Raw genomic sequence first — 23,255 nt, forward strand, 5'->3', positions numbered from 1 at the left:
ATGGCGAGCTAGGAGCCGGTGATTCCCGCCGGGGCCGGTGGCCGTTCGCCGGAACCGCGGGCCAGCAGCCGGGTCGGGATCACCACCTGCCGGGCCGGGCCGCGATGGCCGTCGATCCGGTCGAGCAGCAGTCCCGCCGCACGCCGGCCCATGTCCTCCGGATCGTGTGCCACGACGCTCACGCCCAGCACGTCACCGACGTCCACCTCGTCGAAGCCCACGAGCGCGGGCGGAGCGGGGTGGCCCCGCAGGGCCCGCAGGGCGCCCAGCGTGATCCGGTTGTTCATGGTGAACAGGGCGGTCGGCGGGTCGGGGCGGCCCAGCAGCCCGCGCACGGCCTCCTCGGCGGCGTCGACGTCGTGCGCGTTCTCCACCAGGTAGTCCGTCCAGTTCGCCACGCCCACGGCGCGCATGGCCTCGGCGAAGCCGTCCAGCCGGTCCCGGTGGGTGCTCAGGCGGGCGAGGTCGCCCACCACCCCGATGCGGCGATGGCCCGCCGCGGTCAGGTGGACGCCGGCCTGCCGGGCGCCGTGGTGGTTGTCCAGCAGCACGGTGTCCGCGCTCAGCTCGACCGGCGGCCGGTCCACGAAGACGAACGGGATGCCGTGGCGGTGTTCGGCCGCGAAGTGGGCGTGTTCGGTCGCGGTCGAGGCGATCACGAGCCCGCGGACCCGCCGCTCCAGCAGCGCGTCGGCGAGCCGCCGCTCCCACTCCGGATCCTCGTCGGTGCTCGCAGTGATCAACTGGAGGCCGCGCATGCGCAGGTCACGCTCCAGGCCGCCGGCCAGCCGCGAGTAGAACGGGTTCGCGAGGTCGCCGATGAGCAGGCCGACCAGCGTCGACGTGCTCGCGCCGCGGCGGAGCTCGCGGGCCACCCCGTTCAGCCGGTAGCCGAGCTGGTCGGCGGCGTCGCGTACCCGCGAGCGGGTCTCCGGGGCCACCCGGGGCTCGCCCCCGAGGGCCCGGGAGGCGGTCTTCACCGACACGCCGGACAGCGCCGCGACCTGCGCGAGGCTCGGTCGACCAGCCTTCCGGTCAGCGGTCATGGCGGGAATTATGACACCGGCGTGTCGGGGGATCGCCGGCTCGGGCCGGCGGCCGGCCTCCCCACCCCACCTCGGCCGCCCCGGGTCGTGAGGGTCGCTCGGGAACCGCGGTATACGATTCGCGTCAACGATGTCATGGGCTGGTCGCTAGCACCCCGGCCGCGCTTGTCCGCAAGCCGAGGGGGCGTCGCGAACGTCACTCAGCGTGGCGGTCGATATTACCGACTTGTTACGCAAAAGAGCGACTTGGGCACTTGCGGAAGCGTCTCTGGCGAGATTTCCTTGCCCACGACAACGAAAAGTGAGCGAAGGTCATAACCCGCGGAGGCGGCCATGGCGTTGGCAAGGCGGTGGGAGCGATGAGCGATTTGCCCGTCCTCCTGGAGATGCGCTCCATCACCAAGGAGTTCCCCGGCGTCAAGGCCCTGGCCGACGTCAACCTGGTGGTCCGCGCGGGCGAGATCCACGCGATCTGCGGCGAGAACGGTGCGGGCAAGTCGACGCTGATGAAGGTCCTCAGCGGCGTCTACCCGTACGGCAGCTACGACGGCCAGATCATCTACCAGGGTGCCGAGACCCGCTTCGCCGACATCCGGGCGAGCGAGAACGCCGGCATCGTGATCATCCACCAGGAGTTGGCGCTCATCCCGGGCATGTCGATCGCCGAGAACATCTTCCTCGGCAACGAGCCGCGCAAGCACGGTGCGATCGACTGGAAGGCCGCCAACCGGATGGCGCTGGACCTGATGGCCCGGGTCGGCCTGCGGGAGGACCCGGACACCCTGGTCAAGGACATCGGCGTCGGCAAGCAGCAGCTCGTGGAGATCGCCAAGGCGTTCGCCAAGGACGTCAAGCTGCTCATCCTGGACGAGCCGACCGCCGCGCTCAACGAGGCCGACTCCCGGCACCTGCTGGATCTGCTGCGCGGATTCCGCTCGCGGGGCATCACCTCGATCATGATCTCGCACAAGCTCAACGAGATCGAGGCGATCGCCGACGAGATCACCATCCTGCGCGACGGCCGGACCGTCGAGACGCTGGACGTCCACGCGGACGGCGTCGACGAGGACCGGATCGTGCGGGGCATGGTCGGTCGCGAGCTGCACAGCCGGTTCCCCGACCACACCCCGAAGATCGGCGAGGTCTTCTTCGAGGTCCGGGACTGGAACGTCCGGCACCCGATCTCGGCGGAGCGGCAGGTCTGCAAGAACGAGAGCTTCGTCGTACGCCGCGGCGAGATCGTCGGCTTCGCCGGCCTGATGGGCGCCGGCCGCACCGAGCTGGCGATGAGCGTCTTCGGCCGCTCCTACGGCGTGTACGAGTCGGGCACGATCATCAAGGACGGCAAGGAGATCGTCCTGAAGTCGGTGGCCGACGCGATCGCCCACGGGCTCGCGTACGTCAGCGAGGACCGCAAGGCGATCGGCCTGAACCTGCTCGACGACATCAAGGCGTCGACCGTGGCCGCCAAGCTGTCGAAGATCTCCCGCCACGGCGTCCTGGACGAGGTCGCGGAGTACAAGGCGGCCGAGTCCTACCGGCGGGAGCTGCGCACCAAGGCGCCGTCGGTCGACGAGAGCGTCTCCAAGCTCTCGGGCGGCAACCAGCAGAAGGTCGTCCTGGCGAAGTGGATGTTCACGGACCCGGACCTCCTGATCCTCGACGAGCCGACCCGCGGCATCGACGTTGGCGCGAAGTACGAGATCTACGGCATCATCCAGCGGCTCGCCGACCAGGGGAAGGGCGTCGTCGTCATCTCCTCGGAGCTCCCCGAGTTGATCGGGCTCTGCGACCGCATCTACACCGTGTTCGAAGGCGCCATCACCGGTGAGATCGCCCGGCAGGACGCGGACCCGGAAACCCTCATGAAGCAGATGACCTCGACGAAGAAGATGCAGACACGATGAGCCGAATCAAGGACCTGCAGAAGAACCTCTTCGGAGGGACCACGTCCAACGCCCGCCAGTTCGGGATGATCTTCACCCTGGTGGCGATCGTCGTCCTGTTCCAGATCCTGACGGACGGACTGACCCTGCGGTCGGACAACCTGATCGCGTTGTTCAACCAGAACTCGTACATCCTCATCCTGGCCATCGGCATGCTGATGGTGATCGTCGCGGGGCACATCGACCTCTCGGTCGGTTCGATCGCGGCCTTCACCGGCATCCTGGTGGCCAAGGCGATGGCCGAATGGTCGCTGCCCTGGCCCGTCGCCATCCTGTTCGGCCTGGTGATCGGCGCGGTCATCGGCGCGTGGCAGGGCTTCTGGGTCGCCTACATCGGGGTGCCGGCGTTCATCGTCACCCTGGCCGGCATGCTGCTCTTCCGGGGCGGCAACCAGTTCATCGGCAACGCGAACACGATCTCCGTGCCGGAGGGCTTCCGGGTGATCGGCTCCGGCTTCCTGCCCGAGGTCGGCCCGAACACCGGCTACAACAACCTGACGCTCCTGCTCGGCCTCGCCGCGTGTGTGGCGGTGGTGTGGCGGGAGTTGCAGGCCCGCAAGACCCGCCGGGACATGGACGCCGAGCCGGCGCCGATGTGGATCTCGGTGCTCCGGATGGCCGTCATGGTCGGTGTGATCGTCTTCGCCGCGCTCCGCTTCGCCAGCGGCCGGGTCGGCACGAGCTTCCCGGTCTCCGGCATCATCCTGGTGGCGCTGGTGCTCGCGTACTCCTTCTACACCCGGAACACCGCGGGCGGCCGGCACATCTACGCCGTCGGTGGCAACTCCCGGGCCGCGGAGCTCTCCGGTGTGAAGCTCAAGCGGGTCAACTTCTTCGTCATGATGAACATGGCCGTCCTGGCCTCCCTGGCCGGCATGATCTTCGTGGCCCGTTCGGCGGCCTCCGGCCCGCAGGACGGCAACGGCTGGGAGCTGGACGCGATCGCCGCGGTCTTCATCGGTGGCGCGGCCGTCTCGGGCGGCATCGGCACCATCAGCGGCTCGATCGTCGGCGGTCTGGTCATGGCCGTGCTCAACAACGGCCTGCAACTGCTCGGCGTCGGCACCGACCGGGTCCAGATCATCAAGGGCCTCGTGCTGCTGCTGGCCGTCGCGCTCGACGTCTACAACAAGAAGCAGGGCCGGTTCTCCGTCATCGGCAGCCTCACGCGCTCGTTCCGCCGGGACACTCCCGCCCCGCCCACGGCACCACCGGACGCGGACCGGGAGACCGCCCGCACGGCCGTGCCGAGCTGACGTTTCACCCCGCCTCACACCCCGTATCACCTCTCCAGAAGGGCACCATCCAGCCATGCGTAAACTGATCGGCAAATCGATGGCCATCGGCGCCATCGCCGCGCTGGCCCTGACCGCCACCGCCTGCGGCAACGGCCGCGAGGGCGACAGCGGCGGCGCCAAGGGCGACACCAAGGGCTTCGCGGCCGACTCCCTGATCGGCGTCGCCCTGCCGGCCAAGACCTCGGAGAACTGGGTCCTCGCCGGTGACCTGTTCACCAACGGCCTCAAGGAGGCCGGCTTCAAGAGCGACGTGCAGTACGCCGGCGCGTCGACCACCGTCGCGGACCAGCAGGCCCAGATCACCGCCATGGTGACCAAGGGCGCCAAGGTCATCGTCATCGGCGCGACCGACGCCGCGCAGCTGTCCACCCAGGTGGCCGCCGCGCACGCCGCCGGCGCGAAGGTCATCGCGTACGACCGGCTCATCAAGAACACGCCGGACCTCGACTACTACGTCGCGTTCGACAACTTCAAGGTCGGCCAGCTCCAGGGCCAGGCCCTGCTCGACGGCATGAAGGCCAAGAAGCCGAACGGCCCGTACAACATCGAGCTGTTCTCCGGCTCGCCGGACGACAACAACGCCGGTGTCTTCTTCGACGGCGCGATGAGCGTCCTCAAGCCGGAGATCGACAAGGGCAACGTCGTCGTCGCCTCGAAGCAGGCCGACGTCAAGCAGACCGCCATCCAGGGCTGGAAGGCCGAGGGCGCCCAGGCCCGCATGGACCAGCTGCTGACCTCGACCTACGGCAGCAAGACGCTGGACGGCGTCCTGTCCCCGAACGACACCCTGGCCCGCGCGATCATCACGTCGATCAAGGGTGCCGGCAAGCCGATCCCGGTCGTCACCGGCCAGGACTCCGAGGTCGAGTCGGTCAAGTCGATCATGGCTGGCGAGCAGTACATGACGATCAACAAGGACACCCGGAACCTGGTCAAGCAGACCATCGAGATGGTGAAGTCCCTGCAGGCCGGTAACACCCCCGAGGTGAACGACACCAAGTCGTACAACAACGGCTCCAAGGTCGTGGACACCTACCTGCTGCCGCCGGTGGCCGTCACCAAGGCCAACGCGGCCGAGGCGTACGCCAACGACCCGAAGCTCTCCGCGCTCACCAAGTAATCCCGCTCGCACGACGAAGGGCCCCGGAGTTCGCTCCGGGGCCCTTCGTCATGCGCGGCGCGGTCGGGGCGTTGGCCGCCGACCGCGCCGGGCGGTCACCGCAGGTGCGCCTCGATGGCCTCGATGACGCGCGGGCGGAGTTCCGCCGCGCGGATGACGGCGTCGACCGAGCCGACCTCGACGGCGCGCTGGATGCTGTGCACCCGGTCGAACTCCGTGGCCACCTCGCCGACCTTCTCCGCGCGGACCGACGAGCGGAGCTCGTCCAGTTCCGCGGTCAACGCGGCGCGGTCGGCGCCGGCGGCGGCCGCCACCCGGGCCTCCAGGTCCCGCACCCGCGGGTCGGCGGCCGTGCGGGCGTTGACGTCGCCGGAGAAGACCACCGCGGCGGCCGGGGCGCCGCCCAGCACCGAGGCGAACGAGCCCTCCAGCGCCAGCACGGTCATCTTCGGGTTCAACGCCTTCGAGAACACCACGAACGCGCCGCCGTGGTAGCGCGAGATCACGCAGAACACGATGGGCCCGCGGAAGTTCACGATGGCGCGGCCGATCTCGGCGCCGTACTCCAGCTGGAGCTTGCGCATCGACTCGGGCGAGCCGTCGAAGCCCGACAGGTTCGCCAGCACCACCAGCGGCCGGTTGCCGCTGGCCGCGTTGATCGCCCGCGCGGCCTTCTTCGACGAGCGCGGGAACAGGGTGCCGGCCGTGTAGGTGTCCGGACCGTCGGTGGGCGGGAAGCCGCGGCGCGGCACCGACCGGGACTCGATGCCGAGCAGGCACACCGGGATGCCGCCGAGGTGCACGTCCTGCACCACCGCGGTCTCCGCGTCGGCCATGCCCGCCCAGCGTTCGAGCACCGGGTGGTCCTGGTCGGCGAGCGCCCGCATCACGGTCCGGATGTCGAACGGCTTCTTCCGGTCCGGGTTGGCCGCGGTGGAGAAGATCTCGCCGACGGTGGTGAAGTCGCTGCCGGCCACGGTGTGCGGGAAGTCCGAGATGTCCCGGTCGACGGGGTCGCTGGTCGTCGCCCGGCGCGGCGCCGACTCGCCCGGCGCCACGTACGTGTGGTCGTAGTGCGCCATCAGCACGTCGCGCGCGCCGGGAAGGTCGGGCGCCCAGTACTGCGCCTGCCCGTTCGGGCCCATCACCCGGTCGTAGCCGCCGATGCCGAAGTTGTCCTCGGCCGACACGCCGCCGGAGAAGTCGAGCGACTGCTTGCCGGTCAGCACCATGGCCGAGTCCGGCGTCATCACCAGGACGCCCCGGGTGTGCATGAGCATCGTCGCCTCGGCGTTCCAGTACGGCTGCGCGCCGACGTTGATGCCCGCCACCACGATGTTGATCTCACCGCCGTCCTGGGTGAACTCGACGATCCGCTTGAGCGCGGCCGCCACCCAGTCCATGTTCTCCGTGCCGGAGGTCATGGAGATCCGGGCGCCCGCGGACAGCGCGTACCACTCCAGCGGCACCCCCATCCGCTCGGCCAGGTCCAGGGCCGCGATCACGCGGCGGCACTCCGGCTCGGACAGCGCCCCGAGCGCCTTCGTGGGGTCGCCGAGCAGCACGACCCGGGTGACGCCCTGCGGGTGCCGCGGGGTCGGCGTGGTGACCACGCCCGCGACGATCGCCGCGGTGTTGCGCCCCCGGGGCCGGTCGACCGGCACCAGCGCGTGCCGGTCGTCCAGGTCGTGCTCGACGAAGTCGCCGAGCAGGCCGGTCAGCTCGTACGGGTACACCGTGTTGCGGCTGCTCGCGCGCAGCACCTTCAGCCGGTAGTCGTCCAGCGGCTCGACCGGCTCGACCGGCGGCTCGCCGACGCTCAGTTCGGCGCCGCCGGTGGCGTTGAACGAGATCCGTACGGCGATCTTGGTCAGCTCGCCGGTCCTCCGGTCGCGCTGCCGCGCGATGAACAGGATCTCCTCCAGCCCGGCGCCCGCGGTCGTCGGGCGGACCCGCCCGGCGATCATCTCCATCTCCTCGCGGGTCAGCTCGCTCGGCGGCCAGACGTAGATCACGATGCGGTTGGTCTGGAAGCGCGTCTTCGCCGGTCGCTGCGACTGGGCCCGCCGGATCGAGTCCAGGCAGGCGGCGACCGTGTCCTCGGTCGTCGGCAGGGCGACCAGCCGCCCGTCGTGCTCGCGCAGCGCGGTCAGGTCGCGCACCTGCGCGAACGCCACCAGCCGCTGGTCCGACGGGTTCTCCCGCGCCACGCACTGGAAGAGGTAGACCTCCTCGTCCGACGACGGCAGGCGGGTCAGGTCGAACTTGTGCAGCCGCTCCAGCTGCATCCGCTGGGCGATGTACGGGTGCAGGCCGCGGATCAGCCGCTCCTCGGCCATCCCGCCGCCCGACGGGCGGAAGGTGAAGTGATGGTGCATGACCGCGCCGGCCCGGCCCGCCACGGTGGTGGTGACCCGGCGGACCTGCGGGGGAAGCGGGTGCGCCTCGATGACCTCGTGCAGCGCGGCGGCCAGCCCGTCGAAGTCCTCGGGCTGGTCCTCCCACGCCAGGTAGATGTCGGCGTCGATCGGGTCCGGGCCGCTCGCCAGCTCGACGAGCCCGCGCAGGGCGCCGCCGAGCGCGTCGAAGCGCACCGCGGCGGAGACCACGCGCGAGTCGGCGCGCTCGGCGACCACGAAGGTGCACCCCGCGACCTCGCGGGTGCCGACGCCGGTGAGCCCCTTGTTCCCGTAGTACCGCCGGGTCAGCACCTCCAGCATCACCGCGTTGTCGAGGTGGTCGCGGACCAGCCGCTGGCCGAGCAGCCGCACCAGCGGCTCGGTGCTGCGTACCATCTCGGCGACGCGGTCACCGCGGTCCGGGGCGTCCGGGTGCGCGTCCAGGTGGCGCAGGTGCCTGCGGACCTCGGCGTAGACGCGGGCCCGGTTGCGGCGCAGCAGCGGCTGGGCGAACCAGGCGAACACCACGCCCCGGGCGAGGTCGGCGACCACCGGGAAGCGGACCTGCGTGGCGGCCACCAGCCGCTCCAGCGCGAGGCCCGCGGGCTCGCGCAGCGAGTCGTCCGGCGGCGGCTCCCGCAGCCACGACCGCAGCAGCGTCGCGATGACCGTGGCGTCGGCCGACGCCCGCTGCTGGGCGAGGAAGATCCGGAACACGGCGGCCTCGAGCGCGGGGGAGCGCTCCAGGTCGCCGACCCCGTAGTGGCCGAGCGCCTTGGCGAGCTTGGCCTGGAACGCGTTCGGCAGCCCGGCCCGCTCGATGTCGAGGCTCTGCAGGTAGGTGTGGAAGTACTCGCGGGCGCTCGGGACGTGGCCGTCGCCGTCCTCGCCGGTCGGCCGGTTGCGGCTCAGCTCGGCCAGGTCCGCGAAGACGTTGACGAGCTCGAGCTCCTCGGCCAGCGGCCGGTGGCCCTCCTCGGTGGCGGTCCGGCGGGCGACGAGGTAGTCGTCGATCACCCGGCGGTCGTTGTGCGGGTCGACGTCGAAGCCCAGCAGCAGGCCGCGCAGGTCCTCCTGGCCGCGAGCGGCCCGCGTGCGGGCCGGGACCTCAGCGGGCTCGACGGGCAGGTCCAGCTCGACGGCGGCAGCGGCCGGGGCGTCGGCGGCCTCGGCGTCCTCGTCGGCGACCGGCTCCAGCCGCAGCAACGGCGCCCCGGCCTCCACCTGGCTTCCCACGGAGACGGCGCACTCCTTCAGTCGCGCCCGGAACGGCGCCCGCAGCACCGTCTCCATCTTCATGGCCTCCAGCACGAGCACCGGCGCGCCCGCCTCGACCTCGGCGCCGACGGCCAGCGGGGTGGCCACGACCAGCGCCGGCATGGGGGAGCGGAGCACCCCGCCCTCGTCCCGGCTGACCCGGTGCGTGACGCCGTCCACCTCGACCAGGTGGATCGGACCGTGCGTGTCGGTGAGCAGGCGGTACCGGGCGCCGTTGACGACGATCTGCCCGGTGTGCCGGTCGAAGCGGTCCAGCTCGACGTCGGCCGTGCGGACGCCGCCGGCCGTCTCGATGCCGACCCGGAACCGGTGCGCCCCCACGCGGGCCACGCGCATCCGGTAGCCGACGCCGCGCAGCTTGAGGTCCAGCGGCCGGCCGCTGGAGTGCTGCACCTGCGGGCGGCCGCCGGCCGCCGTCGACAGCAGCCGCTGCCGCTCGACGCGCTCCTCCTCCTCGTACGCCTCGATGGCGGCGGCGGCCAGCGCGACGGCGGAGTGCCGGTGCGCGACGAGGCGGCCCTCGCCGCGGACCCGGTCGATCCAGCCGGTGTCCGCGCTGGCGTCGATGACCTCGGGCTGGTCGAGCAGGTCGAGCACGAAGCTCTTGTTCGTCGCGCCGCCCTCGATGATCACCGTGGTGTTCGCCATGGCCCGGCGCAGCCGGCCGAGCGCCTCGTCGCGGTCGCGGCCGTAGGCGATGATCTTCGCGATCATCGAGTCGAAGTCGGCGGGAATGGTGTCGCCCTCGCTGACGCCGGTGTCCACCCGGATGCCCGGCCCGGCGGGCAGGTCCAGGCGGGCGATGCGACCGGGGGAGGGCGCGAAGTCGCGGTCCGGGTCCTCGGCGTTCAGCCGGGCCTCGATGGCGTGGCCCCGCTCCACGGGCGGCTCGCCGTCGAGGCGCCCGCCCGCGGCCACGTGCAGCTGCGCCTTGACCAGGTCGAACCCGGTGGTGGACTCGGTGATCGGGTGCTCCACCTGCAGGCGCGTGTTGACCTCCAGGAACGCGAACAGCCGGTCGCCGGGGTGGTAGAGGAACTCGACGGTCGCCGCGCCCCGGTAACCGACCGCCACGGCCAGCCGTTCGGCCGACGCCTTGAGCTCCGCGGCCTGCGCCGGGCTGAGCACCGGCGACGCCGACTCCTCGATGACCTTCTGGTTGCGCCGCTGCACCGAGCAGTCCCGGACCCCCAGCGCCCACGCGGTGCCCTGGCCGTCGGCGATCACCTGGACCTCGACGTGCCGGGCGCCGGTGACCAGGCGCTCCAGGAACACGATGCCGCTGCCGAACGCCCGCGCCGCCTCCTGGCTGGTGCGCTCGTACGCGTCGACCAGCTCGGCCTCGTTCGTGACCACGCGGATGCCGCGCCCGCCGCCGCCGGCGGTGGCCTTCAGCATCAGCGGGTAGCCGATCTCGGCCGCCGCCGTCCGGGCGGCGTCCAGGGTCTCCACCGCGCCGCGGCTCCACGGCGCGACCGGCACGCCGACCTCCTCGGCGATCAGCTTCGCACCGATCTTGTCGCCGAGCTGGCGCATGGCGTCCGGGCTCGGCCCGACGAAGGTGACCCCGACCTTCTCGCACAGCTCGGCGAACGCCGGGTCCTCGGCCACGAAGCCCCAGCCGACCCAGGCGGCGTCCGCCCGGGTCTCCACCAACGCGCGCTCCAGCACCGTCAGGTTCAGGTACGGGCGCGCGGACGCGGGACCGAGATCGTAGGCGAGGTCCGCCTCCCGCACGAACGTGGCGTCCCGGTCGACGTCGGTGTGCAGGGCGACGGTCTCGATCCGGGTCCCGGTCTCCGCGGCCAGCTCCCGGACGGCGTGGATGAGCCGCATCGCGGCCTCCCCACGGTTGACGATGGCGATACGGCTGAACACCCGACCGACCCCTCCGTTGGACCCACGATGTACGCGCCGCGAGGCGACGGCCCCCGGCAGTGATCACCTTTCCGTCTGCGGGCGGGCGGCGCCATGTCGTAACCGCCGAAGCCTGGGCGGCGCCAGTTGTAGGAACCGAACAAAAGTTTTTGGCGGTCAGGGGGTGTCGCGGCGCTGGAACATCATCAACCCGGCGACGACCGCCGCGGCGGCGTACAGGGACAGGACGCCGAGCCCGGCCCAGGGACCGATGTGCGCGGCGGCGAGGTCGCGCGTCGACTGGATGCTCAGGCCGGCGTCCATGGGGGCGAACCGGTGGATGCGGTGCTGCCAGGTCGGGTCGGTGACGAACATGGCGACAACGGGCGAGCCGTAGAGCAGGGCCAGCGCCGCCGTCAGCGCACCGGCGGTGTCGCGCAGGAGCAGCCCGAGCCCCGCCGCCAGCAGGGTGACGAGCCCGGTGTAGAGCACCGTGCCGAGGGCCGCCCGCCGGGTGAGGTCGTCGGCCAGCGACAGCGCCGGGAAGCCGTGCGCCGGGTCGAACCCGTTGCCGGGCAGCATCGTCCGGCCGGCCGCCAGGGACCCGGCGGCCAGCAGCGCCCCGGCGGTCGTCCCGAGGACGGCCAGGGCGCCGAGCTTGCCCAGCACCACCAGGAACCGGCGTGGCACGGCCGTGAGCGTCGGCTGGATCGTCCCCGTGCTGTACTCCGCCGTCACCGCCAGGACCGCGAGGACCACGATCCCCACCTGGCCAAGGCGGACGCCCCCCAGCGCCAGCTTCGTGAGGTCGGGGGCGCAGGGCGGACCGCAGTGCGCGTGGTCCAGCGATCCGGTGACCGCGAACCCGACGCCCACCGTGCCGGCGACGGTGAGCAGCACCAGCCAGCCGGTGCTCGGCAGGGTCCTCAGCTTCGTCCACTCCGCCCGCAGGGCCCGGAGGGGCCGCCCCGCCGTCACGCGTCCCGCCGGCGCAGCTGCCACCAGGCGAGCCCGAGGGTGAGAGCGACCCACGCCGCGACCACACCGATCCCGGCCCACGGCCCGATCAGGGCCCACGGCTCGGCGAGCGTGACCGTCGGCGGTTTCGCCCGTTGGGTGGCCATGCCGCCCGCCAGCGTCGTGTACATGAGCCATCTCGGTGAGGTGCCCGGCAGGATCATGCCGACGATCAGCGGTCCGAGCACGAGGAGGACCGTGATCGTGATCGCGGCAGCGCTGTGCCGCAGCAGCACGCCGACGGCGAGGCCGACCACGGCGACACCGGCCAGGAACGCGGCGGTCAGCAGCAGCGCCCGCAGCACCGGAGGGTCGGTGAGGGACGGCCGGGGGAAGGCCGGCGTCGTGAAGCCGTGCTCGCGCAGGGCCGGGACGGCGAGCACGAACGAGCCGACCGCGCCCACCAGCCCCACGAGGAACGAGGTGGCGCCGAGGACGATCGCCTTCGCGGCGAGCACCCGGCCCCGGCGCGGGGTCGCGGCGAACGTCGTCCGGATCATGCCCCGCCGGTACTCCGACGTGGCGCAGAGGACCCCGATCGCGATGAGGGCCATGAGCCCGGCGATGACGCCGACCAGCGCGATCTCGACCATGTCGTCGTCCGGCGGGCGCGGGCCGACGGTGCCGGTGCCCACCACGGTGTAGCCGCCGCCGGTCTCGGTGACCTGGCCGCCGGCGCGGACGCCGCCCTTCCCGTCGAGCCGGTCCGCGCGGCCGACCGCCTCGCCGTGCCAGGTGCCCTCCGAGCTGAGCCGCACGTTGTCGAACGAGGCCCGGGCGCTGGTCGGGCGATCGCCGACCGACGAGCTGCCGCCGCCGCGCGACGTGTACACGGCCGCCGGCGACGAGACGTAGAAGCCGATCTCGACGGTGGACGGGAGGTTCTTCGGTGTCGCCGTACCGATCTTCTGCCACGTCGCGCCGTCGGCGGACTCGTACCCGGTGATCGCGGTGCCCGAGCGCACCAGTCGCAACCATCGGGCCCCGCCGGCCGCGCTGCCCCTGCGGTCCGCGTCGAAGTCCCACTGCAGGTGTACGCCCTGGCCGGCGGTCAGCATCAGCGAGGCGTACGACGAGCCGGGCCGGGTGCCGTCCTTGATCATGATGCCGGCCGCGGGCTGGGCGAACGGGCTCGGATCCGCGAGCCTGGTCATCCCGTCCAGGCCCGTCACCTCGCGCCCGAACGGTTCCGGTGCCAGCGAGGCGACCCGCACGGTGAGCGTCGCGTCGCCCGTGACCGGTTGGTGCACGAAGTAGAAGTCGTCGGCGACCGGCCCACCGTGCGGCCCGCTCACGAACTCGGCGTGCTCGTTGATGTTCGTCCTGCTGCTCGACGCGGCCAGGTAACTCAGGCCGACGGTCAACGCGGCCGCGCCGAGCAGCGTGACGACCCAGCGCCGCACCGAGCGCAGCTTGGTCCACTCGGCCAGTAGCAGGCCGGGGAACGACTCGCGGGCGGTCACCGCACGCTCCCCTCGGTCGTCGGCGCCCCGGTTTCCGGCGCGAACTCGATGGCGCCGCGCGTCAGGTCCATGTACGCCTCCTCCAGGGAGGCCCGGTGCCGGCGCAGCTCCGAGAACGCAACGGCGGACCCGGTCAGCAGCGCCGCCACCCGGTCGCCGGCCAGCCCGTCGACGACGACGGTGTCCGGACCGGCCACGGTGACGGTCGCGCCGCCGTTGGCCAGCACGGTCGTCGCCTCGGCCCGCTGCGTGGTGGTGACCTCGACGCGGTCCCGGGACGCGGCGGCCAGCAGGGCGGCCACGCTCGTGTCGGCGATCAGGCGGCCGCGGCCGACCGCGATCAGATGGTCGGCGGTGTCCTCCAGCTCGCTCATCAGGTGACTGGAGACCAGGACCGCCCGTCCCTCGGCGGCCAGGGACCGCATCAGGCCCCGGATCCACACGATGCCGTCCGGATCGAGGCCGTTGACCGGCTCGTCGAACATCAGCACCGGCGGGTCGCCGAGCAGGGCGGCGGCGATGCCCAGCCGCTGCCGCATGCCCAGCGAGAACCCCCCGGCCCGGCGGCGGGCGGCCGAGGCCAGGCCCACCTGGTCGAGCACCTCGGCGACCCGGCGCCGGCCGATGCCGTTGCTGTGGGCCAGCCAGAGCAGGTGGTCGCGGGCGCGCCGGCCGGGGTGCACCGCCGAGGCGTCGAGGAGCGCACCGACCTGGGTCAGCGGCGTCCGCAGCGACCGGTAGGGACGGCCGCTGACCAGGGCCTTGCCCCCGTCCGGCGCGTCGAGTCCGAGGATCAGCCGCATCGTCGTCGACTTCCCGGCCCCGTTCGGCCCGACGAAACCGGTCACCTCGCCCGCCCGGACGGTGAACGACAGCCCGTCCACCGCGACGGTGGCGCGGTAGCGCTTCTGGAGGGCGCGTACCTCGATCGTGGGTTCCATGCCAGGGACGCTAGGCGGCGGTGACCGCCCGGCGCGTCACGGCGCCGAGGGGTTTTCGGCCGGTGCCCGCCTCCCTCGTGCGGGGGAGGCCGGGTCCCCGCCGGGGGGACGACACCGGGGTCGCGGCCGGTGAGAATGGCGGGCGTGAAGGGGATCGGGCCGGCCTCCGCCACGGCCGCCCTCGGCGCCGTGGCGGTGCTCGAGGCGATGGCGGGCGCCTACCACCGCCGGCCGACCGCGATCGCGGTTCTCCTCGCGCTCGCCGTGGTCGCCCCCGTCGCCCTGGTCCGGCTCTGGCCCGCGACGGCGGCCGTCCTGTCCGCCGCGGCGGCGCTCTCCGGCCTGCTGATCTCCTATCCGGTCACCGTGGCCGGGGCCACCGCGCTGGCGGTGCTCTACGGGATCGCCGGCCACCGGCGTCCACTGAGCACGGTCGGCGCCCTGGTCCTTCCCCTCGCCGCGTACGCGGCCGCGCCGCTGTCGGGCGACCGGCCGGGCGGGCGGTCCCTGGCCCTGCTCCTGCTGGCCGTCGCGGTGGTGGCGACGGCCACCGGGGCGGCGGTGCGACTGCGGGACGAGCGGCGTCGCCGCCGGGCCGACGAGCAGTCGTCGGCGGCGACGCTGATGGAGTACGCGGCCCGCGGTGAACGGGCCCGCATCGCGCGGGAACTCCACGACGTGGTGGCGCACCACATCACCATGATCGCCCTGCAGGCCGAGGCGGCCCGCCTCGCGACACCGGGTCTGCCCCCGGAGGGGGCCCGACGGCTGACCGCCATCGGGGACACCGCGCGGGTCGCGCTGACGGAGATGCGGCGTCTGCTGGGCGTGCTCCGGGAGGACGTGGACGCCGAGCCGACCCGTCGCCCTCAACCCGGGCTCCGCGAGCTCAACGCCCTCCTCGACGAGGTACGCGACGCGGCGGTGGGCAGTGGCGTACGCCTGATCGTGAGCGGCTCGGTCGAGCCCCTCGATCCCGGCGTCGAGTTGACGGCGTACCGCATCGTGCAGGAGGCGCTGACGAACGCCCGCCGCCACGCCCCCGGCGCGGCCGTCGACGTCGAGCTGCACTACCGCGGCGAGGACCTCAGCGTGCGGGTCTACGACAACGGCCCCGGCCCCGCCCCGGCCGGCGACCGCGGGCACGGGCTGGCCGGGATGCGGGAACGGGCGGCCATGGTCGGTGGCCAGGTCACGGCCGGCGCCGCACCGGGCGCCGGATTCCTCGTCGAGGCCGTCCTGCCGACGAAGGGAGCCGTGCCGTGACGGCCACCCGGATCGTCGTGGTCGACGACCAGGACGTCGTGCGTGCCGCCTTCGAGGTCCTGCTGGCGACCCAGCCCGACTTCACGGTCGTCGGCTCGGCCGCCGACGGCGGGCAGGCCGTGCGGATCTGCCGGCAGGTGCGCCCCGACGTGGTGCTCATGGACATCCGGATGCCGGGGATGGACGGCATCGAGGCCACCCGGCGGCTGCTCGCCGACCCGGAGCCGCCCCGGGTGCTGATGCTGACGACGTTCGACCTCGACGAGCACGTGTACGACGCGCTCGGCGCCGGGGCGAGCGGTTTCCTCCTGAAGGACGCGACCGCGGAGCGCCTGTTCGACGCCGTCCGGATCGTCGCCGCGGGGGGGGCGCTGCTCGCCCCGACGGTGACCCGGCGGCTCGTCGCCGAGTTCGCCCGGCTGCGGGTACGCCGCCGGGAACCGGACGCGGCGCTCCGCACGCTCACCTCCCGGGAGACCGAGGTGCTGCGGCTGATCGCCGAGGGACTGTCGAACCCGGAGATCGCCGCCCGGCTGGTCGTGGGGGAGGAGACGGTGAAGTCCCACGTCAGCCGGGTGCTGGCCAAGCTCGGCCTGCGCGACCGCACCCAGGCCGTCGTCGTGGCGTACGAGTCCGGCCTGGTCGTCCCCGGGGACCGGTGACGGTCAGCGGGCGGCCAGGTGCTCGCGCACCCGTGGCGCGACCTCGGTGCCGAGCAGGCGGATGTTCTCCATGAGCACGGCGTGCGGCATGGGCCCCATGCCGTACTTCACGTCGAAGCGGGTGGCGTCGAGGGTGGTCATGGTCCGCGCGATGCGCGGGGCCACCGTGTCGGGCGAGCCCACGTAGAGCGAGCCGTACTCGACCTCGTGGTCGAAGTACGCGCGGGTGATCTCCGGGAAGCCCCGCTGCCGGCGGGCGTCCAGCATGAACGTCCGGTAGGTGGGCCAGTACTCCTCCCGGGCCTGCTCGTCGGTCGCCGCGACGTGCCCGGGGGAGTGCACCCCGATCGGCAGCGGACCGTGGCCCGCCTGCTCGGTGGCCGCCCGGTAGAGCGTGGAGAGGCGGGCGAAGCGCGCCGGATTGCCGCCGATGATGGCGAGCATCAGTCCGAGGCCGTGCCGGGCGGCCCGCACGACCGAGGCCGGGTTCCCGCCGACGCCCACCCAGGTCGGCAACGCGCCGCCGGCCGTACGCGGATAGACCGGCAGCCCCGGCAGGGCCGCCCGGGTGGTTCCGGACCAGGTGACCGGCTCCTCCGCGCGCAGCCGCGCGAACAGCTCCAGCTTCTCCTCGAACAGCCGGTCGTAGTCGGCCAGGTCGAACCCGAACAGCGGGAACGACTCGGTGCTGGAGCCGCGGCCCAGGATCACCTCGGCCCGGCCGGCGGAGAGCGCGTCCAGGGTCGCGTACCGCTGGTAGACGCGCACCGGGTCGTCCGAGCTCAGCACCGTGACGGCGGACCCCAGCCGGATCCGGGTGGTACGGGCGGCGATCGCGGCCAGCACCAGGTCGGGCGCGGACAGCGGCATCTCCTCGATGTGGTGCTCGCCCAGCCCGAAGAAGTCGAGCCCCGACTCCTCCGCGAGCACCCCCTCCGCGACCAGTTCGCGGATGTTCTGCGGCTGGCTCAGGAGCCGGCCGTCCGCGCCCAGCGTCATCTCGCCGAAGCTGTCGACCCCGATGACCGCCGGCCGCCCGTCGCGCATCTCCATCGTCACCACGCCCCCGAGACCGTGTGATCGAGATTTCCTTGACCAGTCAAGCATAGGAGATATGTTTGACCGGTCAAGGAAATGAGGTGCAGGTATGCGTGACGACGATCTCGCCGCGGCGGGCGTCGCCCCGGCAGCGACGACGTTGTCGTCCCGGCCGCGGGTGGCCGTGCTCGGCGCCGGGCACACCGGACCGGTGATCGCCCGGGTGGCGATGGCCGCCGGGTACCCGGTGACGATCGCGGCCTCCGGGGACCCTGCGAACATCGCCCTGATCACCGATGTGCTGGCTCCCGGCGCCGAGGCGCGCTGGGCGGCCGACGCCGTCGCGGACGCCGGGATCGTCGTGCTGGCCATACCGCTGCACCGGTTCCCGGACCTCGATCCCGCCCTGCTCGCCGGCCGGCTCGTCGTCGACACGATGAACTACTGGCCGCCCGTCGACGGCGTCCAGGAGATGTTCGACGACCCGGCGTACGGCAGCAGCGAGATCGTCCAGCGGCGGCTCGCCCGGTCGAGGGTCGTGAAGACCTTGAACCACATCGGCTACCACGAGCTCGAGGACGACCGCCGCCCGCCCGGAGCACCGGACCGCCGCGCGCTCGGCGTCGCCGGGGACGACCCCGCCGCCGTGCGGACCGTGGCCGACCTCATCGAACGCATCGGCTACGACGCCGTCCCGCTGGACGGCCTGCGCGTCGGCCGCCTGCTCCAACCCGGCGGCCCGGTCTTCGGCGTGTCCCTGGGCCGGACCGAGTTCACGCGGGCGCTCGCCCGCACCGACCACACAGACAGAGGCTCATCGTGACCACAGCGCCCGCCTTTCCCCTCGTGCTCGGCCTGGACACCTTCGGCGACGTCACCCACGACGCCGACGACCGGCCGCTCTCGCACGCCCGCACCATCCGCGACATCGTCGAGCAGGGCGTCCTCGCGGACCAGGTCGGCGTGGACTTCTTCGGCATCGGCGAGCACCACACCGACGACTTCCCGCTGTCCGCCGCCGACGTGGTGCTGGGCGCGATCGCCGCCCGCACCAGCCGGATCCGGCTCGGCTCGGCGGTCACGGTGCTCAGCTCCGACGACCCGGTACGGGTCTTCCAGCGCTACTCCACCCTCGACGCGGTCTCCGGCGGACGGGCCGAGGTGATCCTCGGCCGCGGGTCCAGCATCGACTCGTTCCCGCTGTTCGGCTACGACCTGGCCGACTACGAGCAGCTCTTCGAGGAGAAGGCGCAGCTCTTCGCCGAGCTGCGCAAGGGTGGACCGGTGACCTGGAAGGGCACCATGCGGGCGGCGCTGCACGAGCAGGACGTCGTGCCGCACACCGAATCCGGACCCTTCCCGGCCTGGATCGGCGTGGGCGGCAACCCGCAGTCGGTGATCCGGGCCGCCCGGTACGACTACGGCCTGATGCTCGCGATCATCGGCGGGTCGCCGGCCCGCTTCGCGCCCTTCTCCCGGCTGTTCCACCAGGCGCTCACGCAGCTCGGCAAGGATCCCCTGCCGATCGGCGTGCACTCGCCCGGGCACGTCGCCGCGACCGACGAGCAGGCCCGGGAGGAGTTCTTCCCCCGCTACCAGGAGATGATCCGCCGGGTGGCTCGGACCCGCGGCTTCGCCGTACCGACCCGGGAGTCCTTCCTGCGCGAGGTCGGGCCGCACGGCGCGCTGTACGTGGGGTCGCCCGAGACCGTCGCCCGGAAGATCGCCGCGAACCTCGTCGTGCTCGGCGCGAACCGCTTCGAGATGAAGTACGGCATGGGTGGGCTGTCGCACGAGGCCCTGATGACCGGCATCGAGCTCTACGGCACGCGGGTCGTCCCGCGCGTCCGGGAGCTGCTGAGCTGACCAACGCCCGGTCCGGCCGCCCGCGTCCGGTGGGCGGCCGGACCGGTCCGGGGCGCCGTGGTGGCCGCCCGTGGGCTCAGTCGGCGGTCCCGACGCGCCGGAACGCGCGGGCCAGTTGGACGAGGTCGATGCCCTCGAAGTGGTCGAGGAACCGCCGCCGCACGCTGGCCAGGTGACTCGGCCAGGACTCCTGGAGCCGGGCGAGACCGGCATCGGTGAGCACGGCGTTCCACCCGCGCGCGTCCTCGGCGCACTTGACCCGCTCGACCAGGCCCTGCGTCTCCAGCCGGCCGATGGTGCGGGTCATCCCGCTCAGGGAGAGCTGGCACGCCGCGGCGAGGTCGCTCATCCGCATCCGCCGGTCGTGCGCCTCGGAGAGGTGCATGAGCGCCGTGTACTCGGTGAGGGGCAGCTGGCGGTCGCCGACCATGTCGGCGTCGATGGCGCGGGGCAGCACGTGCATGATCCGGCCCAGCGAGCGGACCAGCGCCTCCTCCTCGGCGTCGAGGGGGCGCGGGGACTTCGGCGCGGCGGCGGACATGCCCCCAATCCTACTTGCTTGACCGAGCAATGACATCTCGGCACGGTGACCACCGCCACGGGCCCAGAGATTGCTTGACGAAGCAACAAACGGCTAGCTTACCTTGACCAGGCAAGTACTTTGGAAGGGCTTCCCGACATGACCAGGATCGGAATCATCCTCGGCAGCACCCGCCCGGGTCGCAACGGCGAGGCGGTCGCCCGCTGGGTGTTCGACGTCGCCAAGCAGCGCGGAGACGCGGAGTTCGAGCTCATCGACCTGCTCGACCACCAGCTGCCGCACCTGGACGAGGCGTACCCGCCGGCGATGGGCCAGTACACCCAGCCGCACACGCTGCGCTGGGCCAGCACCATCGCGTCGTTCGACGGGTTCGTGATGGTCACCCCGGAGTACAACCACTCCACCTCCGGCGCCCTGAAGAACGCCATCGACTTCCTCTACGCCGAGTGGAACAACAAGGCCGTCGGGTTCGTCAGCTACGGCTCCGCGGGCGGCACCCGGGCCGTGGAGCACCTGCGGCTGATCGCCGGCGAGCTGCAGATGGCCGACGTGCGGTCCCAGGTGGCGCTGTCGCTGTTCACCGACTTCGAGAACTTCAGCGTCTTCAAGCCCAGCCAGTTCCAGCGCGACGCGCTCACCACCACCCTCGACCAGGTCGTCGCCTGGAGCACGGCGCTCGCCCCGCTGCGCAATCGCTGAACACCCTCCGACACGGCGACGGCCGCGGGCATGGTCCGCGGCCGTCGCCGTACCCGGCGCCGGCCGGGCCGCGTCGCGACCCGGGCCTCCCTCAGGACTGCTGACGCGGCGGCACGAATTCCGGAGCCGGTTGCGGGGACTTGCCGCTGACCTGGGTGATGATCTCGGCGGCCAGGTCACGCAGCTTGCGGTTGCGGTGCTGCGACGCCTGCCGGAGCAGGGCGAACGCCTCCGCCGCGGTACACCGCTGCTGGCCCATGACCACCCCGAGGGCCTGGTCGATCACGCTGCGGGAGACCATCGCGTCGGTGAGCTGCCGATGCAGGAGGGCCTGGTCGGCCTGGCGGAGGATGACGCTCAGCGCCGCCGACCCCTGGTCCGTGAACGCCAGGGCCTGCCGCCGTGCCCGGTCGGTGAACGCGTGCGGCTCGGTGGCGTAGAGGTTCAACGCGCCGACGACCTCGCCGTCGACCGTCACGGGCAGCGACAGCGAGCTGGCGACGCCGAGGCGGAGCGCGTGTTCCCGGTAGTCGCACCAGCGGTCGTCCGTACGCAGGTCGAGCACCTCCACGACCTGCCCCTGGCGGAGGGCCTCGAGACAGGGGCCCTCGTCCGCCCCGTACTGGATCTCGTCGCCCTGCGCGGCGATGTCGCCGCTGCTCGCGACGGTGAACGCGCCGTCGTCCCGGCGCATCGTCAACCCGCAGCCCACCGCGGGAGCGACGACCTCTGTCGCCACCCGGACCAGCTGGTCCAGGAACACGTCGACGTGCGGCGAATCGCCGAGCAGCGTCAACAGCCGGCCGTAGGCCGAGGCCAGATGCCGGTCAGCAGCATCGGACGGCACCGCTACCTCCTGAAACTCCTGTGCCGGCTCCCTGCGGAGCCGTGACCACTGCCTTCCTTTGTCGGGGGGCAAATAATTTCCCCGATCGGCAGGGTGCCAATCGGGTGGGACGGGGCTAGGGTCGAGGTGGGTTCGGACATGAGCCCAGGACCAGTGCCCGGTCGCCGACGAGCGAACCGGGCATCGACCCGGTCCGCCACCCTCAGGCGAGGAGCAGCTCATGTCCGTCCATTACGCGCAGCACCCGGTGGCGCCGCAGATCACCCGCCGGCCGACCCTGTCCCTGGCGCTGGCCCGGGAAGGCCCGGCGGTCGTGGTGGAGGTCGGCGGCCCGGTCGACATGGCAACCGTCGACCCGCTCGTCCGCCTCGTCGACCGGCAGCTGTCCGGCCACGCGCCCCCGGTGCTGGTTCTCGACCTGAGCGCGGTGACCTTCTTCTGCGCCGCCGGTGTCAACGCGCTGCTGACGATCCGCGCGCGGGTCGGCTCCGCCGGGTGCACCCTGGTGCTGCGCAGGCCGTCGCGGATCACCGTGGCGGTCCTCGCCATCGTCGGCCTCACGGACGAATTCACCACCGAGTGACCCTGCCCTTCCCTCCACAGCGGTCGCGCACCGTGGCGGTCACCTCGGACCCCCACCGGCGGGCAGATCCCAGATACCCGAGGTGGATCAACCCGAAACGGCGGGACACCCGTGAGCCGAGCCACCGGCGGTTGCCTCCGCCGGCGCGGCGGGAACCGGTGGCGCGAGCGCGTCGACGGCCCGGCCCATCCGGGTGACGGCCTCGGTGAGGATCGCCGGGGAGGTGGCGAAGTTGAGGCGTACGAAGCCGGCTCCGCCGGTGCCGAACACGTGCCCCGAGCTGAGAGCGACCCGCGCCCGGTCGAGGAACATCTTCGCGGGCCCCGCGACGTCACTGGCCACCCCGGGCTCGCCGGGCGGCTGCTCGGTGGCGAGGCCCAGCGCGGTGCAGTCCAGCCAGGCGAGGTAGGTCCCTTCGGGACGGTGATGGGTGACCGCCGGGAGGTGCTTGGCGAGCAGGGTCTCCAGCAGGGCGCGGTTGGCGTCGAGGCCGTCGAGGAGCAGATCGAGCCACGGCCCGCCGGCACGGAACGCGGCGGTGTGCGCCAGGACGCCCAGGTGGCTGGGACCGTGACCGACCTCCTCCGGCATGCGGCGCAGGTCGGCGGCGGACCGTGGCCCGGCGACCGCGAGCGCCGCCTTGAGGCCGGCGAGGTTCCACGCCTTGGAGGCGGAGGTCAGCGCGAACGCGTCCTCGGCGCCGGCCACCGTGAGGTACGGGATGAAGCGCGCGCCGGGAAGCACCAGCGGAGCGTGGATCTCGTCGGAGACCACCCGGACGCCGTGCCGGGCGGCCAGGTCGGCCACGGCGTCGAGCTCGTCCCGGCGGTGCACCACGCCGGTCGGGTTGTGCGGGTTGCACAGCAGGAACGCGGGCCGGGGGCCGAGGGCCCGGGCCCGGCGGAACGCCTCGTCCAGGGCGGCGGGGTCCATCCGCAGGTCGGGTCCGAGCGGGGCCTCGACCACCTGCCGGCCGGCGTGGCCCACGAAGGCGTAGAACGGCGGGTAGACGGGGGAGCAGACCACCACGGCGTCCCCGGGGTCGGTCACCAGCCGGAGCACCTCGACGATGCCCATCATCACGTCGGGCACGACCGTGGTGTGGTCGACGCGGAAGCCGTGCCAGCCCCAGCGGTCGGCGGCGAACTCCCCGAGGGCCTCGGCGTACGCCGTCCCGTGCGGGTAACCGGTGTCACCCAGGTCGATCACCCGGCGCAGCGCGTCGGCCACCGGCGGAGCGAGGGGCACGTCCTGCTCGGCGACCCAGAGGGGGAGCACGTCCGGCGGGTGCATCCGCCACTTCACGCTGCTGCGCTGCCGGAGCTCGTCGAGGGTGAGCACGGTGAGCGGATTCCCGGCGGCGGAGGGGGTGGGGCCTGCCATGCCCA

18 protein-coding genes are annotated in these 23,255 nt (G+C 72.6%); 9 read left to right on the forward strand and 9 right to left on the reverse strand.

From position 1 onward, the window contains the following. Positions 1–8 precede the first annotated feature (8 nt). Positions 9–1,046 (reverse strand): LacI family DNA-binding transcriptional regulator, encoded by a 1,038-nt coding sequence (locus RMN56_RS25495; protein ID WP_313720102.1) that lies wholly within the window; start codon positions 1,044–1,046, stop codon positions 9–11. 359 nt (positions 1,047–1,405) lie between these two features. On the opposite strand from RMN56_RS25495, the gene mmsA reads away from it, so the two are divergent. The 3 genes from mmsA to RMN56_RS25510 are packed head-to-tail and all read left to right on the forward strand — an operon-like array spanning position 1,406 to position 5,410. Further along, positions 1,406–2,953, forward strand: a complete 1,548-nt coding sequence (gene mmsA / locus RMN56_RS25500; protein WP_313720103.1) for a multiple monosaccharide ABC transporter ATP-binding protein — start codon at positions 1,406–1,408, stop codon at positions 2,951–2,953. Beyond that, positions 2,950–4,248, forward strand: a complete 1,299-nt coding sequence (gene mmsB, locus RMN56_RS25505; RefSeq protein WP_313720104.1) for a multiple monosaccharide ABC transporter permease — start codon at positions 2,950–2,952, stop codon at positions 4,246–4,248. The genes mmsA and mmsB overlap by 4 nt, the downstream gene beginning before the upstream one ends. 55 nt (positions 4,249–4,303) lie before the next feature. Next, the gene (locus RMN56_RS25510) at positions 4,304–5,410 is read left to right on the forward strand and encodes a substrate-binding domain-containing protein (protein ID WP_313720105.1); all 1,107 of its coding nucleotides are present in this window, start codon (positions 4,304–4,306) and stop codon (positions 5,408–5,410) included. 95 nt (positions 5,411–5,505) lie between these two features. On the opposite strand, the gene RMN56_RS25515 is transcribed toward RMN56_RS25510, so the two are convergent. From RMN56_RS25515 to RMN56_RS25530, 4 genes are all read right to left on the reverse strand, one after another. Further along, positions 5,506–10,965 carry an ATP-binding protein gene (locus RMN56_RS25515; RefSeq protein ID WP_313720106.1) on the reverse strand — a complete coding sequence of 1,820 codons (5,460 nt, stop codon included), beginning with the start codon at positions 10,963–10,965 and terminating at the stop codon, positions 5,506–5,508. Positions 10,966–11,121: 156 nt separating this feature from the next. Continuing rightward, positions 11,122–11,922, reverse strand: coding sequence for an ABC transporter permease (locus RMN56_RS25520; protein WP_313720107.1), 801 nt, complete (start codon positions 11,920–11,922; stop codon positions 11,122–11,124). Beyond that, the gene (locus tag RMN56_RS25525) at positions 11,919–13,424 is read right to left on the reverse strand and encodes a DUF1349 domain-containing protein (RefSeq protein ID WP_313720108.1); all 1,506 of its coding nucleotides are present in this window, start codon (positions 13,422–13,424) and stop codon (positions 11,919–11,921) included. The genes RMN56_RS25520 and RMN56_RS25525 overlap by 4 nt, the downstream gene beginning before the upstream one ends. Then, on the reverse strand, positions 13,421–14,365 hold the full coding sequence (locus RMN56_RS25530) for an ATP-binding cassette domain-containing protein (protein ID WP_313720109.1): 945 nt from the start codon (positions 14,363–14,365) through the stop codon (positions 13,421–13,423). The genes RMN56_RS25525 and RMN56_RS25530 overlap by 4 nt, the downstream gene beginning before the upstream one ends. Before the next feature lie 135 nt (positions 14,366–14,500). Here RMN56_RS25530 and RMN56_RS25535 point away from each other — a divergent pair, with 135 nt between their 5' ends. After that, entirely contained in the window at positions 14,501–15,631 is a 1,131-nt protein-coding gene (locus RMN56_RS25535; protein ID WP_313724856.1) for a sensor histidine kinase, read from the forward strand. After that, positions 15,628–16,293 (forward strand): response regulator, encoded by a 666-nt coding sequence (locus RMN56_RS25540; RefSeq protein ID WP_313720110.1) that lies wholly within the window; start codon positions 15,628–15,630, stop codon positions 16,291–16,293. Before RMN56_RS25535 ends, RMN56_RS25540 begins: the two co-directional genes overlap by 4 nt. Positions 16,294–16,296: 3 nt before the next feature. Here RMN56_RS25540 and RMN56_RS25545 read toward each other — a convergent pair whose 3' ends face one another. Then, positions 16,297–17,346 carry an LLM class flavin-dependent oxidoreductase gene (locus RMN56_RS25545; RefSeq protein ID WP_313724857.1) on the reverse strand — a complete coding sequence of 350 codons (1,050 nt, stop codon included), beginning with the start codon at positions 17,344–17,346 and terminating at the stop codon, positions 16,297–16,299. Positions 17,347–17,440: 94 nt separating this feature from the next. Here RMN56_RS25545 and RMN56_RS25550 point away from each other — a divergent pair, with 94 nt between their 5' ends. Together RMN56_RS25550 and RMN56_RS25555 are read left to right on the forward strand one after the other, a co-directional pair. After that, positions 17,441–18,154, forward strand: coding sequence for an NADPH-dependent F420 reductase (locus RMN56_RS25550; RefSeq protein ID WP_313720111.1), 714 nt, complete (start codon positions 17,441–17,443; stop codon positions 18,152–18,154). Then, positions 18,151–19,197, forward strand: a complete 1,047-nt coding sequence (locus RMN56_RS25555) for an LLM class flavin-dependent oxidoreductase (protein WP_313720112.1) — start codon at positions 18,151–18,153, stop codon at positions 19,195–19,197. Before RMN56_RS25550 ends, RMN56_RS25555 begins: the two co-directional genes overlap by 4 nt. A 76-nt stretch (positions 19,198–19,273) precedes the next feature. Here the strand turns inward: RMN56_RS25555 and RMN56_RS25560 are convergent, their stop codons facing one another. Next, positions 19,274–19,738, reverse strand: coding sequence for a MarR family winged helix-turn-helix transcriptional regulator (locus RMN56_RS25560; RefSeq protein WP_313720113.1), 465 nt, complete (start codon positions 19,736–19,738; stop codon positions 19,274–19,276). Between the two features lie 138 nt (positions 19,739–19,876). On the opposite strand from RMN56_RS25560, the gene RMN56_RS25565 reads away from it, so the two are divergent. After that, positions 19,877–20,437, forward strand: coding sequence for an NADPH-dependent FMN reductase (locus RMN56_RS25565; protein WP_313720114.1), 561 nt, complete (start codon positions 19,877–19,879; stop codon positions 20,435–20,437). 91 nt (positions 20,438–20,528) lie between these two features. Here the strand turns inward: RMN56_RS25565 and RMN56_RS25570 are convergent, their stop codons facing one another. After that, on the reverse strand, positions 20,529–21,284 hold the full coding sequence (locus RMN56_RS25570; protein WP_313720115.1) for a GAF and ANTAR domain-containing protein: 756 nt from the start codon (positions 21,282–21,284) through the stop codon (positions 20,529–20,531). Positions 21,285–21,504: 220 nt separating this feature from the next. Here RMN56_RS25570 and RMN56_RS25575 point away from each other — a divergent pair, with 220 nt between their 5' ends. Further along, positions 21,505–21,867, forward strand: coding sequence for an STAS domain-containing protein (locus RMN56_RS25575; protein ID WP_313720116.1), 363 nt, complete (start codon positions 21,505–21,507; stop codon positions 21,865–21,867). 87 nt (positions 21,868–21,954) lie between these two features. Here RMN56_RS25575 and RMN56_RS25580 read toward each other — a convergent pair whose 3' ends face one another. Further along, on the reverse strand, positions 21,955–23,250 hold the full coding sequence (locus RMN56_RS25580; RefSeq protein WP_313720117.1) for a MalY/PatB family protein: 1,296 nt from the start codon (positions 23,248–23,250) through the stop codon (positions 21,955–21,957). Positions 23,251–23,255 lie beyond the last annotated feature (5 nt).

The sequence above is a fragment of the Micromonospora halotolerans genome, from assembly GCF_032108445.1.
In the GTDB taxonomy this organism is placed as follows: domain Bacteria; phylum Actinomycetota; class Actinomycetes; order Mycobacteriales; family Micromonosporaceae; genus Micromonospora; species Micromonospora halotolerans.

Coding starts and splice junctions, on each gene's coding strand:
- RMN56_RS25495 (WP_313720102.1), bottom strand. CDS start 1,046: ATGACCGCTGACCGGAAGGCTGGTCGACCGAGCCTCGCGCAGGTCGCG.
- mmsA (WP_313720103.1), top strand. CDS start 1,406: ATGAGCGATTTGCCCGTCCTCCTGGAGATGCGCTCCATCACCAAGGAG.
- mmsB (WP_313720104.1), top strand. CDS start 2,950: ATGAGCCGAATCAAGGACCTGCAGAAGAACCTCTTCGGAGGGACCACG.
- RMN56_RS25510 (WP_313720105.1), top strand. CDS start 4,304: ATGCGTAAACTGATCGGCAAATCGATGGCCATCGGCGCCATCGCCGCG.
- RMN56_RS25530 (WP_313720109.1), bottom strand. CDS start 14,365: ATGGAACCCACGATCGAGGTACGCGCCCTCCAGAAGCGCTACCGCGCC.
- RMN56_RS25535 (WP_313724856.1), top strand. CDS start 14,501: ATGGCGGGCGTGAAGGGGATCGGGCCGGCCTCCGCCACGGCCGCCCTC.
- RMN56_RS25545 (WP_313724857.1), bottom strand. CDS start 17,346: ATGGAGATGCGCGACGGGCGGCCGGCGGTCATCGGGGTCGACAGCTTC.
- RMN56_RS25550 (WP_313720111.1), top strand. CDS start 17,441: ATGCGTGACGACGATCTCGCCGCGGCGGGCGTCGCCCCGGCAGCGACG.
- RMN56_RS25560 (WP_313720113.1), bottom strand. CDS start 19,738: ATGTCCGCCGCCGCGCCGAAGTCCCCGCGCCCCCTCGACGCCGAGGAG.
- RMN56_RS25565 (WP_313720114.1), top strand. CDS start 19,877: ATGACCAGGATCGGAATCATCCTCGGCAGCACCCGCCCGGGTCGCAAC.
- RMN56_RS25575 (WP_313720116.1), top strand. CDS start 21,505: ATGTCCGTCCATTACGCGCAGCACCCGGTGGCGCCGCAGATCACCCGC.
- RMN56_RS25580 (WP_313720117.1), bottom strand. CDS start 23,250: ATGGCAGGCCCCACCCCCTCCGCCGCCGGGAATCCGCTCACCGTGCTC.